Origin of the sequence: Pseudomonas sp. R2-60-08W, from assembly GCF_003852335.1 — a bacterium.
Lineage (GTDB): Bacteria > Pseudomonadota > Gammaproteobacteria > Pseudomonadales > Pseudomonadaceae > Aquipseudomonas.
In genome coordinates this window covers 5,340,015-5,353,283 of sequence record NZ_CP027731.1, presented here as the reverse complement: position 1 = coordinate 5,353,283, position 13,269 = coordinate 5,340,015, and the positions used below count along the sequence as shown (strand labels likewise).

The window sequence follows — 13,269 nt, the reverse complement described above, 5'->3', positions numbered from 1 at the left end:
ACCATGATAACCAATGTAATCAGCCTGGTATCCGTCGGCGCCCACCCGACTTCCGGGCGCCCGCGCCGTGCCGAACAAGATGCGCGTGCGGTCGAGCTGGGGCTGCAGATGGCTGGGGATAAGTTGCAGGTACTGCACGCCGGCGACATCAGCGAGCCGACCTTGCGCAGCTACCTGGGCATGGGCCTGCCGCAACTGCATGTACTGGAACAGCCGGCGGGCGCCGATGCGTTGCCGGTGTTGAGTGACTATCTACGCGACGCCGGTGCCCAGGTGGTGCTCACCGGCAGCCAGGCGGAAACCGGCGAGGGGTCGGGCATGCTGCCGTTCCTGCTGGCCGAACAATTGGGTTGGCCGCTGATTGTCGGCTTGGCCCAGGTGGAGTCCATCGAAAGCGGCGTAGCCCACGTGCTGCAAGCCTTGCCCCGTGGCCAGCGGCGGCGCTTGAAGGTACGCCTGCCTTTTCTCGCCACTGTGGATAACGCCGCGCCCAAGCCTCGGCAAAGCGCCTATGGGCCAGCGCAACGTGGCGAGCTTGCCGCCCACGAAGTCGAGATCGAACAGGATGAGTTATTCACAGACGCGCTGCTGCAGCCGGCCAAGCCGCGGCCCAAGCGCCTCAAGGTGATCAAGGCCAAGAGCGGCGCCGACCGTATGAAGGCAGCAACGGCCAAGGCCAGTGGTGGTGGTGGGCAGGTGCTCAAGGGCGTGAGCCCGGAGGCGGGCGCTGAAGCCATTCTCAAGCTGTTGATAGAAGAAGGCGTCGTACGCTGAACCCCTGTGGGAGGGGGCTTGCTCCCGATGGCGGAGTATCAGTTGATATAGCTGTAACTGACCCACCGCTATCGGGAGCAAGCCCCCTCCCACATTTGGATCTGAGGTTTACCCACAATGGCTGTTGATCCGCCTGTGGATAAGATGTTCGCTGTCGGTTACAGGCCTTATAAACAAAGGCTATCCTCAATCTGCTCAAAATCTGATCAAAGGTTGTTTTTACAGCCCTGAAAGTGCTGAACCCCCCGATATATGCAGGTTTGACGCGGTTTTCCACAGCGTGAGCAAAGTTGCCCCCAAAGTCTGTTGGTGCTTCTGTGGATAAGGTGTTCGCGTTCCTCTGTAGCCCTTGAGTACCGTGGCTTACAGGCTTTAGATCAAAAAATGATCAATGGGAGGTGAAACCCTGGGCTTTGAATAAGTCACGGATTTTCTTGATTTATTTTCAAAGGAAAGCGCAGTTGCCCACAATTGCTGTGGGTGGCTTTGTGGATAAGTTGTTGGGCAATGGCTGGAGGGCAGGCTTTTAGCGGTCCGTGCGAGAGTTGATCAAATATTGTTCAGCGCCTGGTACAAGTGTGGGAGGGGGCTTGCTCCCGATAGGGATGGATCAGCTTGCACATGCATTGGCTGATACTCCGCTATCGGGAGTAAGCCCCCTCCCACATTTTGATCCAAGGCGTGTCAGTTATTCGTGGGCGGCCACACCTTTGAGGTAGGGCGCGGGCGCGGCACCGAGGTTGTTCAGCATGCGTTCGCTGTACCAATCGACAAAGTTAACCACGCCGAACTCATAGGTCTTGGAGTACGGGCCTGGCTGGTAAGCGGTGGAGTTGATCCCGCGCTGGTTCTCTTCGGCCAGGCGACGGTCCTGGTCGTTGGTGGCGTCCCACACTTGGCGCATGCGCTCCACGTCATAATCAACGCCTTCCACCGCGTCCTTGTGCACGATCCACTTGGTGGTGACCATGGTTTCCTGGGCACTGATCGGCCACACGGTGAACACGATGATGTGATCGCCCATGCAGTGGTTCCACGAGTGGGGCAGGTGCAGGATACGCATCGAGCCCAGGTCGGGGTTCTTGATCCGGCCCATCAGTTTTGCGCAGCCCTGTTTGCCGTCCAGGGTCATCGACACGGTGCCCTTGAGCAGTGGCATGCGCACGATACGGTTGCGCAGGCCAAAACTGGCGTGAGCATAAGGGATTTTCTCGGCATCCCAGGCGGCGGCGGAAGCAGCCACGTGGTCCTTGAACGCCTGGTCGGCGCGCGGGTCGGTGACGTCGTCCCATTCCAGCAAGGTTTTCAGCAGTTCCGGGTGCGACGCGTTGCAGTGGTAGCACTCGCGGTTGTTTTCCAGCACCAGCTTCCAGTTGGCTTTTTCAAACAAGGTGGTCTGGATCGCCACCTTGGTGTTCTCCATGTCGTACGGTTCCATGTAATGGTTCAGGGTCGACAGGAAGTCATCGATGGCCGGTGGGTTTTCGGCCAGGCTGATGAAAATGTAGCCGCCGGCGGTCTTCACGTTCACCGGTTTGAGGCCGTACTGCTTCATGTCGAAGTCAGCGCCCATCTCGGTGCCGGCGAACAACAGGCGACCGTCCAGCTCGTAGGTCCACTGGTGGTAATGGCAAACGAGCTTGGCGACCTTGCCCTTCTCGCTGGTGCACAAGCGCGAGCCACGGTGGCGGCATACGTTGTGGAAGGCGTGCACCACACCGTCGGCGCCACGGATCACGATGATTGGGTTCTTGCCCACTTGCAGGGTCAGGTAATTGCCCTTGGTGGGGATTTCGCAGGTCATGCCGGCAATCAACCACTCTTTCTGGAAGATCTCCTGCATGTCGATATCGAACAGTCGCTCATCAGAGTAAAACGGCTGTGGCAGCGAAAAGGTGCGCTCGCGCTCTTGCAGCATCTGCGCGGTGGCCTTGCGTGCGGGTTCCAGCGGATCGCCCAAGCTTAAGGTTGCGGTGACGTCCATCGTGTATGTCCTCATGGCCATTCTGTGTGGCCGGCGAATAGTGGCTACGGTTGGTGCTGTGCAAGGCGTAAAGAAAGTGTCTTTCGTTGGGAGCGAGTGTGGGCCCGGCGTTGCGTCGAACCTTATCCATGGGCGACATGGCCCAATCTGATCCCGACGCGCAACCCCCTGTCGTTGGGGGCTGGTCGCGGTAAGTATGTGAATGTCGCAGATAGGTAAATGGCGGATTCTCGCGTTACGCAGAATCGCCACCATAAGGCCGAGCCTCGGCGGTGGAGAACAGTATGTCCAACAGCTTCCTGAATCCGGTAACCACCCAGACCTGGGCCAATGGTCGGCACATCGTCCGTTGCGTCAAAGTCATCCAGGAAACCTGGGACGTGCGCACCTTCTGCTTTATGGCCGATCAACCGATCCTGTTCTTTTTCAAGCCCGGGCAGTTCGTCACCCTGGAGCTGGAAATCGAAGGCCAGCCGATCATGCGCTCCTACACCATTTCCAGTTCGCCCTCGGTGCCCTACAGCTTTTCGGTGACCATCAAGCGCGTACCTGGCGGCAAAGTTTCCAACTGGCTGCACGACACGCTGCATGAAGGCCAGGAGCTGGCGGTGCACGGGCCGGTGGGGCTGTTCAACGCGATCGACTACACCAATCCGAAAGTGTTGTACCTGAGCGGCGGCGTCGGTATCACCCCGGTGATGTCCATGGCGCGCTGGTTTTACGACACCAACGCCAATGTCGACATGGTCTTCGTGCACAGCGCCCGTTCACCGAAAGACATCATCTACCACCGCGAGCTGGAGCACATGGCGTCGCGGATCGATAACTTCAGCCTGCACCTGATCTGCGAAAAGCATGGCCTTGGAGAACCCTGGGCTGGGTACCGCGGCTACCTGAACCACAAGATGCTGGAACTGATGGTGCCGGACTTCCTCGAGCGCGAAGTGTTCTGCTGCGGCCCGACGCCGTACATGAGCGCGGTAAAACGCCTGCTGGAAGCCGCCGGTTTCGACATGACGCGCTATCACGAAGAATCCTTCGGCGCGACGCCGCCGGAAGCGCGGGCCGACGCGGTGGAGCAGGCCGAACAGGCCGCTGATGCCCCTGAAGTCGACCTGGCGGACCTGCATCAGGTGGAATTCATTGCGTCCGGCAAGAGCATCCGCGTTGCGCCGGGCGAAACCGTGCATGCGGCGGCGGCCAAGCTTGGCCTGTTGATCCCGAAAGCATGCGGCATGGGTATCTGCGGCACATGCAAGGTGATGAAGCTGGGCGGCGAGGTGGAGATGGAGCACAACGGCGGGATTACCGAAGAGGACGAAGCCGAGGGTTACATCCTGTCGTGCTGCAGTGTGCCGAAGGGCGATGTGCGCATCGAGTTCTGATCCGAGCGCTGGGACGCGGAGCGTCCAGGGGAGGCGTTCCCACGCGGAGCGTGGGAACGATCTTGACTAGCGCTGATCGTTCCCACGCTCCGCGTGGTAACGCCTCTTGGGACGCTCCGCGTCCCGCCTCTCTTTAGAACCAAGGCTGGATGTTGATCAGCCCTTCCATCCCTGCATAGTTGCGAGCGCTGGAGTACCGCCAGTGTTCTGCGCGGTCCACATAGCCTCGTTTCACGGGGTTGTGATGGATGTAATCAAGCTTCTGACGCATGACGGCCTCGCTGTAGACCAGTTCTGCATGGGAGCCTTCCTGCCAGAGTTGATAAACACGATCTGCCTTGTGCGCACGTTTGCTGAAACGCAGGCGCTGTAACACGCGCTCCGCACCTTTGCTTTGCAGGTCGTCGATGATGGTGCGGGCAGTGAAGGATTTGAATTGGCTGACGCATTTTCCCAAGTCGGGCGCTTGGGCAACGAAGTGCAGGTGGTTTTCCAGCACGACGTAGCCAAACAGGTTTAACGCATGGTTACTTTGTTGATATCGCCAGCAATCTAAAAGATGGTCCACCAAGTAACTGCGGGTGAAGAGTGGCAGCCACTCCATGACCGTACAGGTTAGAAAGTGCGGCTTTTCGGGCTCGGTGATGACGTAGCGGCTTCTACCCACGTGCTCATCCTTGAGTTGGGGTGGGACGCGGAGCGTCCAGGGGAGGAGGCATTCCCACGCAGAGCGTGGGAACGATCTGGGGGTTACTGGGCGTAGATGTGGATGACGAAGTGTTGGCCTGAGGCGGTCATTTCGTAGACTTTGTCATAGATCCTGAGCGTTCTGGATGGCTCGCGGATGGTATCGCCGACTTTGGCGTGCTTCCTGAACTCGTCCCAGTCGATGACAGTGGTGCTGTCGGTGCCGTTGCTTTGCAGGGTATTGATGTTGTTTTGATATTCCATGATTAAGCTCTCCATTGGATAGGTATTTCCGGCCGATCATTCGACAGGTAATAGACCCGAAAGGTGGCAGGTAGCGCTGCGTTTTCCTTCCGGGTTCCAGGAGGCTAGACAACGAAATCACGTTGCGCTGCTGTCAGAAATATCAAAAAACAGACTCGGCAATCGGCCAGCACGGGCTGGGCTGATTTCTACTTCAAGCGTTCATCACTTCCCTGATATCGGCCGCCAATTCTCTTACACGCTCTTCCTCGGTATCCCACGCGCACATGAAGCGTGCGCCGCCTTTGCCGATAAAGGTGTAGAAACGCCAGCCCTTGGCGGTCAGCGCTGCGATGGCCGGTTCCGAGAGTTGCAGGAACACGCCGTTGGCTTGCACCGGGAACATCAGCTCAACGCCAGGAATATCCGCCACCAGGCTGCTGAGCAGTTGCGCGCAGTGGTTGGCGTGGCGCGCATGCTTGAGCCAGGCGTGGTTTTCCAGCAGGCCCACCCACGGTGCCGACAAAAAGCGCATCTTCGACGCCAGTTGGCCGGCCTGTTTGCAGCGGTAGTCGAAGTCTTCGGCCAGCTTGTGGTTGAAGAACAGGATGGCTTCACCCACCGCCATGCCGTTCTTGGTGCCGCCAAAGCACAGCACGTCCACACCGGCCTTCCAGGTCAGGTCGGCCGGCGAGCAGCCGAGGAAGGCGCAGGCGTTGGAGAAGCGTGCGCCGTCCATGTGCAGGTTCAGGCCCAGTTCCTTGCAGGTAGCGCTGATGGCGCGGATTTCCTCCGGGGTGTAGACGCTGCCGACCTCGGTGGCCTGGGTCAGCGTGACGACGCGCGGTTTCGGGTAGTGGATGTCCTGGCGCTTGAGGGCGATTTCGCGGATCGATTCCGGGGTCAGCTTGCCGTTTTCGGTGCGCGCGGTGAGCAGTTTGGAACCGTTGGAGAAAAACTCCGGCGCGCCGCATTCGTCGGTCTCGACGTGGGCGGTTTCCGAGCAAATCACGCTATGGTAGCTCTGGCACAGCGAAGACAGCGCCAGGGAGTTGGCGGCGGTACCGTTGAAGGCGAAGAACACTTCGCAGTCGGTTTCGAACAGATTGCGGAAACCGTCGGCGGCACGGTGGGTCCATTCATCATCACCGTAGGCGCGTTGATGGCCCTGGTTGGCTTGTTCCATGGCGGCCCAGGCTTCCGGGCAGATGCCGGAATAGTTGTCGCTGGCGAATTGTTGGCTCTTGTCGGTCATGGCCCATTCCTGTGGTCGATGTTGGTGCGCACTTTAACCAAGATTGGGAGGAGGGCGCACGCACTGTAAATGCAAAGTCGTTGGGGAATTATGCACGGTACTGAAACGATTCCTGTCGGACGTATCCGCGATGGCGCTTTGGATCTGCTCAAGTGGCTGGCACTGCTGAGTATGGTGCTGGACCACCTGCGCTATGTGGGGTTGAGCCTGGATGGGCTGTACGTGCCGGGGCGCCTGGCGTTCCCGTGGTTTTGCCTGGCGATCGCGGCGAACCTGCACCGCGCGCGCGAGGCGCCGATGAGCGGCCAGTGGCGCTACCTGGGCTGGCTGCTGTTGTTCAGTGTGATCAGCGAAGTGCCCTACCGGCTGTTCATCGAAGATGCCGATACGTTGAATGTGCTGCCGACCCTGGCACTGGGCGTGCTGGTTGCCAGGGGATGGCAGCACAAAGCCCTGGTTGATCGGGGATTGGCGCTGCTGGCGCTCGCAATAGGCGCTATCTTTTCCACGCAACTGATGTTCGGGTTTTTTGGTGTATTGCTGCCACTGGCGATACTGCTGGTATTCAGTCGGCCATGGTATTTCAGTGTATTGCCGGGCTTGGTTTGCGTGGCCGCCAACCAATGGCAGATTTTGCTCAACAGCGGCTCAGTTGTTGCGCTGACTGGGTTGGCCGCGTGCCTGATCGCGCCATTGGCCGGATTGGTCTTGTTGCGACATGCCAAAAGCGCCTCCCCGCCCGCCATGCGTCGCTGGGCGTACGCTCTGTACCCCGCGCATTTCCTCCTGCTGCTACTCATCCGCCAGATCATCGCCTAACCCTTGTGGGAGGGGCGGTGCGACGATTCGACTTGCCCCCGATGGCGGTGGGTCAGCCAGCATATGTGCAAGCTGACACACCGCTATCGGGAGCAAGCCCCCTCCCACATTTATTTCTGTGTTGTTTGAGCAATGTCGTAAACGCACCTTTGCGTGGCGTGCGCAGGCATTTGACCTGCACGCGCCAGCCCTACCATCGCATCAAAGGGCCCTGCACGGGCCTCAACAATACGAAAGGCTGGGAGAGACGCGATGTTCAGCAAACAAGACCAGATCCAGGGATATGACGACGCACTGCTGGCGGCGATGAATGCCGAGGAGCAGCGTCAGGAAGATCATATCGAGCTGATCGCGTCGGAGAACTACACCAGCAAGCGCGTGATGGAAGCTCAAGGCAGCGGCCTCACCAACAAATACGCCGAAGGCTATCCGGGCAAGCGCTACTACGGTGGCTGCGAGCATGTGGACAAGGTCGAGGCCCTGGCCATCGAGCGCGCCAAGCAGCTGTTCGGCGCCGATTACGCCAACGTGCAGCCGCACTCAGGTTCGTCCGCCAACAGTGCGGTGTACTTGGCGCTGATCAATGCCGGCGACACCATTCTCGGCATGAGCCTGGCCCACGGCGGCCACCTGACCCACGGCGCCAAAGTGTCGTCCTCGGGCAAGCTGTACAACGCGGTGCAGTACGGCATCAACACCGATACTGGCCTGATCGACTACGACGAAGTCGAGCGCCTGGCCGTGGAGCACCAGCCGAAAATGCTCGTGGCCGGTTTCTCTGCCTACTCCAAGACCCTGGATTTCCCACGCTTCCGTGCGATCGCCGACAAGGTGGGTGCGCTGCTGTTTGTCGACATGGCCCACGTCGCCGGCCTGGTGGCCGCCGGTCTGTACCCGAACCCGCTGCCCTACGCGGACGTGGTCACCACCACCACCCACAAGACCCTGCGCGGTCCACGCGGTGGCCTGATCCTGGCCAAGGCCAACGAAGCCATCGAAAAGAAACTCAACGCGGCTGTCTTCCCTGGCGCCCAGGGCGGCCCGCTGATGCATGTGATCGCCGGCAAGGCGGTGTGCTTCAAGGAAGCAGCAGAGCCAGGCTTCAAGGCGTATCAGCAACAAGTGATCGACAACGCCCAGGCCATGGCCGAAGTGTTCATCAAGCGCGGCTACGATGTGGTCTCTGGTGGCACCGACAACCATTTGTTCCTGGTCAGCCTGATCCGTCAGGGCCTCACCGGCAAAGACGCGGACGCCGCCCTCGGCCGCGCCCACATCACCGTCAACAAGAACGCTGTGCCGAATGACCCGCAGTCGCCGTTCGTGACCTCGGGCCTGCGCATCGGTACCCCGGCGGTCACCACCCGTGGCTTCAAAGTGCCGCAGTGCATCGAACTGGCCGGCTGGATCTGCGACATCCTCGACAACCTCGGCGACGCCGATGTCGAGGCCAACGTGGCCAAGCACGTGTCTGCCCTGTGCGCTGATTTCCCGGTTTATCGCTGAGCGCGGTTTTGGAGTAATGACTATGCAACGCTACTCAGGCTTCGGCCTCTTCAAGCACTCCCTCAGCCATCACGAAAACTGGCAGAAGATGTGGCGCACGCCGACCCCGAAAAAGGTCTACGACGTGGTCATCGTCGGCGGCGGCGGGCATGGTCTGGCGACCGCTTACTACCTGGCCAAAGAGCACGGCATCACCAACGTGGCCGTGGTCGAGAAAGGCTGGCTGGGCGGCGGCAACACGGCGCGCAACACCACCATCGTGCGTTCCAACTACCTGTGGGATGAGTCGGCGCACCTGTACGAACACGCGATGAAACTCTGGGAAGGCTTGTCCCAGGACCTGAACTACAACGTGATGTTCTCCCAGCGCGGTGTCTACAACCTGTGCCACACCCTGCAGGACATCCGCGATTCCGAGCGTCGCGTCAGCGCCAACCGCCTCAACGGCGTGGACGGCGAACTGCTAAACGCCAAACAGGTAGCGGACGAGATCCCGTACCTCGACTGCTCGAAAAACACCCGTTACCCGGTCCTCGGCGCCACCGTGCAACGTCGCGGCGGCGTGGCCCGTCACGATGCCGTGGCCTGGGGTTTTGCCCGCGCCGCTGACGCTCTCGGTGTGGACTTGATCCAGCAGACCGAGGTGATCGGCTTTCGCAAGGAAAACGGCGTGTGCATCGGCGTGGAAACCAACAAGGGCTTTATCGGCGCCAAGCGCGTCGGTGTGGTCACGGCGGGTAACTCCGGGCACATGGCGTCACTCGCCGGGTTCCGTTTGCCGATCGAATCCCACCCGCTGCAAGCGTTGGTGTCGGAGCCGATCAAGCCGATTATCGACAGCGTGATCATGTCCAACGCCGTGCACGGCTACATCAGCCAGTCCGACAAGGGCGACCTGGTGATCGGCGCCGGTATCGACGGCTACAACGGCTACGGCCAGCGTGGTTCGTACCCGGTGATCGAACACACCATCCAGGCCATCGTCGAGATGTTCCCGGTATTGTCCCGGGTGCGCATGAACCGCCAGTGGGGCGGCATCGTCGACACCACGCCGGACGCCTGCCCGATCATCTCCAAGACCCCGGTGCCGAACATGTTCTTCAACTGCGGGTGGGGTACCGGTGGCTTCAAGGCTACGCCGGGCTCAGGCAACGTGTTTGCCGCGAGCCTGGCCAAGGGTGAAATGCACCCGTTGGCCGCGCCATTCTCCATCGACCGTTTCCACAACGGTGCGCTGATCGACGAACACGGCGCTGCGGCCGTCGCCCACTAACAGGAGAAATTTCCTATGTTGCATATCTTCTGTCCTCACTGTGGCGAACTGCGCTCCGAAGAGGAATTCCACGCGTCCGGCCAAGCGCACATCCCGCGCCCGCTGGACCCGAATGCCTGCACCGACGCCGAGTGGGGCGACTACATGTTCTTTCGCGACAACCCCCGTGGCCTGCACCACGAACTGTGGATTCACGCCGCCGGTTGCCGCCAGTACTTCAACGCAACGCGCGACACCCTGACTTACGAAATTCTTGAAACCTACAAGATCGGCGAGAAGCCGAAATTCACCGCCAAGGCCGCTGGAGAGAAGGTATGAGCCAGATCAATCGCCTGTCCAACGGTGGCCGGATCGACCGTAACAAAGTCCTGACCTTTACCTTCAACGGGCAGAGCTACAAAGGCTTTGAAGGCGACACCCTGGCTGCTGCACTGCTGGCCAACGGCGTCGACATCATCGGCCGCAGCTTCAAGTACTCGCGCCCTCGCGGCATCTTCGCCGCCGGCGCCGAAGAGCCGAACGCGGTGCTGCAGATCGGCGCCACCGAAGCCACCCAGATTCCCAACGTGCGCGCCACGCAACAAGCGCTGTACCAAGGCCTGGTTGCCACCAGCACCAACGGCTGGCCGAGCGTCAACAACGACATGATGGGCATCCTTGGCAAGGTCGGCGGCAAGCTGATGCCGCCGGGTTTCTATTACAAAACCTTTATGTACCCGCAGTCGTTCTGGATGACCTACGAGAAGTACATCCGTAAGGCGGCCGGCCTTGGCCGTTCGCCGACGGAGAACGATCCGGACACCTACGACAACTTCAACCGTCACTGCGATGTGCTGGTGGTCGGTGCCGGCCCGGCCGGCCTCGCCGCTGCACTGGCGGCTGCGCGCAGCGGTGCGCGGGTGATCATTGCCGATGAACAGGAAGAGTTCGGTGGTTCGCTGCTGGATTCGCGTGAAAGCCTTGACGGCAAGCCGGCGACCGAATGGGTTGCCAGCGTCATTGCCGAGTTGAAAGCCCTGCCGGACGTGGTGCTGCTGCCCCGCGCCACCGTCAACGGCTACCACGACCATAACTTCCTGACCATTCACGAGCGCCTCACCGACCACCTTGGCGACCGTGCGCCGATTGGCGTGGTGCGCCAGCGTATCCACCGCGTGCGTGCCAAGCGTGTGGTGCTGGCCACCGGTGCGTGTGAGCGTCCGCTGGTGTACGGCAACAACGACGTGCCGGGCAACATGCTCGCCGGAGCCGTCTCTACTTACGTGCGCCGCTACGGCGTGGCACCGGGCAAAAAGCTGGTGCTGTCGACCAACAACGACCACGCTTACCGCGTTGCACTGGACTGGCTCGATGCGGGCCTGCAAGTGGTCGCGGTGGCCGATGTACGCCACAACCCACGCGGCGCGCTGGTTGAAGAAGCCCGCGCCAAGGGCATTCGTATCCTCACCGGCAGCGCCGTAGTCGAAGCGCGTGGCACCAAGCGCGTGAGCGCTGCCCGAGTGGCTGCGATCGATGTGAAAGCACACAAAGTCACCAGCCCCGGCGAGTGGCTGGACTGCGACCTGGTGGCCAGCTCCGGCGGCTACAGCCCGGTGGTCCACTTGGCCTCGCACCTGGGCGGCAAGCCGACCTGGCGTGAAGACATCCTCGGTTTCGTGCCGGGCGAAGCGCCGCAGAAACGCGTGTGCGTCGGCGGTATCAACGGCGTCTACGGCCTGGGCGATTCCCTGGCCGATGGGTTCGAAGGCGGCGTACGTGCGGCCAGCGAAGCCGGGTTCGCCCCGGTTGAAGGCGTGTTGCCGAAAGCCTTGAGCCGTCTGGAAGAGCCGACCCTGGCGCTGTTCCAGGTGCCGCACGAAAAAGTTACCGCACGGGCGCCGAAGCAATTCGTCGACCTGCAGAACGACGTGACTGCCGCCGCCATCGAACTGGCTACCCGCGAAGGTTTCGAATCGGTCGAGCACGTCAAGCGCTACACCGCGCTGGGCTTCGGTACCGACCAGGGCAAGCTGGGTAACGTCAACGGCCTGGCCATTGCCGCCCGCTCGCTGAACGTGACCATCCCGCAGATGGGCACCACCATGTTCCGTCCCAACTACACACCCGTGACATTCGGTGCGATAGCGGGTCGTCACTGTGGGCACATCTTCGAACCGGTGCGCTACACCGCGCTGCAAGCCTGGCACGTGAAGAACGGCGCCGAATTTGAAGACGTCGGCCAGTGGAAACGCCCGTGGTATTTCCCGCGCAACGGCGAAGACCTGCACGCTGCGGTCAAACGCGAATGCCTGGCCGTGCGCGACAGCGTCGGCCTGCTGGATGCGTCCACCCTCGGCAAGATCGATATCCAGGGCCCGGATGCCCGTGAGTTCCTCAACCGTATCTACAGCAACGCCTGGACCAAGCTCGACGTGGGCAAGGCGCGCTACGGCCTGATGTGCAAGGAAGATGGCATGGTCTTCGACGACGGCGTCACCGCCTGTCTGGCCGACAATCACTTCCTGATGACCACCACCACCGGCGGTGCCGCGCGTGTTCTGCAGTGGCTGGAAATCTATCAACAGACCGAATGGCCGGACCTCAAGGTGTACTTCACCTCGGTCACTGACCATTGGGCAACCATGACCCTGTCTGGCCCCAATAGCCGCAAACTGCTGAGTGAAGTCACCGACATCGACCTGGACAAGGACGGCTTCCCGTTCATGACCTGGAAAGAAGGCCTGGTGGGCGGCGTACCGGCGCGGGTGTTCCGTATCTCGTTTACCGGCGAGCTGTCGTACGAAGTCAACGTGCAGGCCGACTACGCCATGGGCGTGCTGGAACAGATCGTCGAGGCCGGCAAAAAGTACAACCTGACGCCGTACGGCACCGAAACCATGCACGTACTGCGCGCCGAGAAGGGCTTCATCATCGTCGGCCAGGACACCGACGGCTCGATGACCCCGGACGACCTGAACATGGGCTGGTGCGTAGGCCGTACCAAGCCGTTCTCTTGGATCGGCTGGCGCGGAATGAACCGCGAAGACTGCGTGCGTGAAGAGCGCAAGCAGCTTGTCGGGCTCAAACCGATTGACCCGACGGTATGGCTGCCGGAAGGCGCACAGTTGGTGTTCGATCCGAAGCAGACGATCCCGATGAAGATGGTCGGCCACGTCACCTCAAGCTATGCGCACAACTCCCTGGGCTATTCGTTTGCCATGGGCGTGGTGAAGGGCGGCTTGAAGCGCATCGGCGAACGGGTGTTTTCGCCCCAGGCCGATGGCAGCGTGATCGAGGCGGAGATTGTGTCTTCGGTGTTCTTTGATCCGAAAGGTGAGCGGCAGAACATCTGATACCTGATCGT

General features: G+C 60.8%; 11 protein-coding genes. 7 read left to right on the top strand and 4 right to left on the bottom strand.

Features of this window, described 5'->3' with window-relative positions; translation table 11 throughout:
- The first annotated feature begins 3 nt into the window (after positions 1-3).
- A complete protein-coding gene (locus tag C4J90_RS24500) occupies positions 4-774 on the top strand; it encodes an electron transfer flavoprotein subunit beta (protein ID WP_124421004.1) in 771 nt (256 codons plus the stop codon).
- 688 nt (positions 775-1,462) lie between these two features.
- On the opposite strand, the gene gbcA is transcribed toward C4J90_RS24500, so the two are convergent.
- A complete protein-coding gene (gene gbcA / locus C4J90_RS24495; RefSeq protein ID WP_124368614.1) occupies positions 1,463-2,758 on the bottom strand; it encodes a glycine-betaine demethylase subunit GbcA in 1,296 nt (431 codons plus the stop codon).
- A gap of 284 nt (positions 2,759-3,042) precedes the next feature.
- Between gbcA and gbcB the strand changes: the two genes are divergently transcribed.
- Positions 3,043-4,143 carry a glycine-betaine demethylase subunit GbcB gene (gene gbcB, locus C4J90_RS24490; protein ID WP_124364713.1) on the top strand — a complete coding sequence of 367 codons (1,101 nt, stop codon included), beginning with the start codon at positions 3,043-3,045 and terminating at the stop codon, positions 4,141-4,143.
- Between the two features lie 133 nt (positions 4,144-4,276).
- On the opposite strand, the gene C4J90_RS24485 is transcribed toward gbcB, so the two are convergent.
- The 3 genes from C4J90_RS24485 to C4J90_RS24475 form a co-directional block, all read right to left on the bottom strand.
- Positions 4,277-4,810, bottom strand: a complete 534-nt coding sequence (locus tag C4J90_RS24485; protein WP_124408369.1) for a transposase — start codon at positions 4,808-4,810, stop codon at positions 4,277-4,279.
- Positions 4,811-4,893: 83 nt separating this feature from the next.
- A complete protein-coding gene (locus tag C4J90_RS24480; RefSeq protein ID WP_124368612.1) occupies positions 4,894-5,094 on the bottom strand; it encodes a hypothetical protein in 201 nt (66 codons plus the stop codon).
- Between the two features lie 193 nt (positions 5,095-5,287).
- Positions 5,288-6,328, bottom strand: a complete 1,041-nt coding sequence (locus C4J90_RS24475; RefSeq protein ID WP_124364710.1) for a low specificity L-threonine aldolase — start codon at positions 6,326-6,328, stop codon at positions 5,288-5,290.
- Between the two features lie 90 nt (positions 6,329-6,418).
- Between C4J90_RS24475 and C4J90_RS24470 the strand changes: the two genes are divergently transcribed.
- The 5 genes from C4J90_RS24470 to C4J90_RS24450 all read left to right on the top strand — a co-directional run bounded on the left by C4J90_RS24470 (position 6,419) and on the right by C4J90_RS24450 (position 13,258).
- The gene (locus tag C4J90_RS24470) at positions 6,419-7,147 is read left to right on the top strand and encodes a TraX family protein (RefSeq protein WP_124421003.1); all 729 of its coding nucleotides are present in this window, start codon (positions 6,419-6,421) and stop codon (positions 7,145-7,147) included.
- A 252-nt stretch (positions 7,148-7,399) separates the two neighbouring features.
- On the top strand, positions 7,400-8,653 hold the full coding sequence (gene glyA, locus C4J90_RS24465; protein ID WP_124372094.1) for a serine hydroxymethyltransferase: 1,254 nt from the start codon (positions 7,400-7,402) through the stop codon (positions 8,651-8,653).
- 22 nt (positions 8,654-8,675) lie between these two features.
- On the top strand, positions 8,676-9,926 hold the full coding sequence (locus C4J90_RS24460) for a sarcosine oxidase subunit beta (protein WP_010207084.1): 1,251 nt from the start codon (positions 8,676-8,678) through the stop codon (positions 9,924-9,926).
- Positions 9,927-9,941: 15 nt separating this feature from the next.
- The gene (locus C4J90_RS24455; RefSeq protein WP_124421002.1) at positions 9,942-10,244 is read left to right on the top strand and encodes a sarcosine oxidase subunit delta; all 303 of its coding nucleotides are present in this window, start codon (positions 9,942-9,944) and stop codon (positions 10,242-10,244) included.
- On the top strand, positions 10,241-13,258 hold the full coding sequence (locus tag C4J90_RS24450) for a sarcosine oxidase subunit alpha (RefSeq protein WP_124408367.1): 3,018 nt from the start codon (positions 10,241-10,243) through the stop codon (positions 13,256-13,258). Before C4J90_RS24455 ends, C4J90_RS24450 begins: the two co-directional genes overlap by 4 nt.
- Positions 13,259-13,269 lie beyond the last annotated feature (11 nt).

Bases quoted from the DNA above. Each gene is read 5' to 3' on its own strand.
- C4J90_RS24470 (WP_124421003.1), top strand. From the start codon at position 6,419: ATGCACGGTACTGAAACGATTCCTGTCGGACGTATCCGCGATGGCGCT.
- C4J90_RS24475 (WP_124364710.1), bottom strand. From the start codon at position 6,328: ATGACCGACAAGAGCCAACAATTCGCCAGCGACAACTATTCCGGCATC.
- glyA (WP_124372094.1), top strand. From the start codon at position 7,400: ATGTTCAGCAAACAAGACCAGATCCAGGGATATGACGACGCACTGCTG.
- gbcA (WP_124368614.1), bottom strand. From the start codon at position 2,758: ATGGACGTCACCGCAACCTTAAGCTTGGGCGATCCGCTGGAACCCGCA.
- C4J90_RS24455 (WP_124421002.1), top strand. From the start codon at position 9,942: ATGTTGCATATCTTCTGTCCTCACTGTGGCGAACTGCGCTCCGAAGAG.
- C4J90_RS24480 (WP_124368612.1), bottom strand. From the start codon at position 5,094: ATGGAATATCAAAACAACATCAATACCCTGCAAAGCAACGGCACCGAC.
- gbcB (WP_124364713.1), top strand. From the start codon at position 3,043: ATGTCCAACAGCTTCCTGAATCCGGTAACCACCCAGACCTGGGCCAAT.
- C4J90_RS24500 (WP_124421004.1), top strand. From the start codon at position 4: ATGATAACCAATGTAATCAGCCTGGTATCCGTCGGCGCCCACCCGACT.
- C4J90_RS24460 (WP_010207084.1), top strand. From the start codon at position 8,676: ATGCAACGCTACTCAGGCTTCGGCCTCTTCAAGCACTCCCTCAGCCAT.
- C4J90_RS24450 (WP_124408367.1), top strand. From the start codon at position 10,241: ATGAGCCAGATCAATCGCCTGTCCAACGGTGGCCGGATCGACCGTAAC.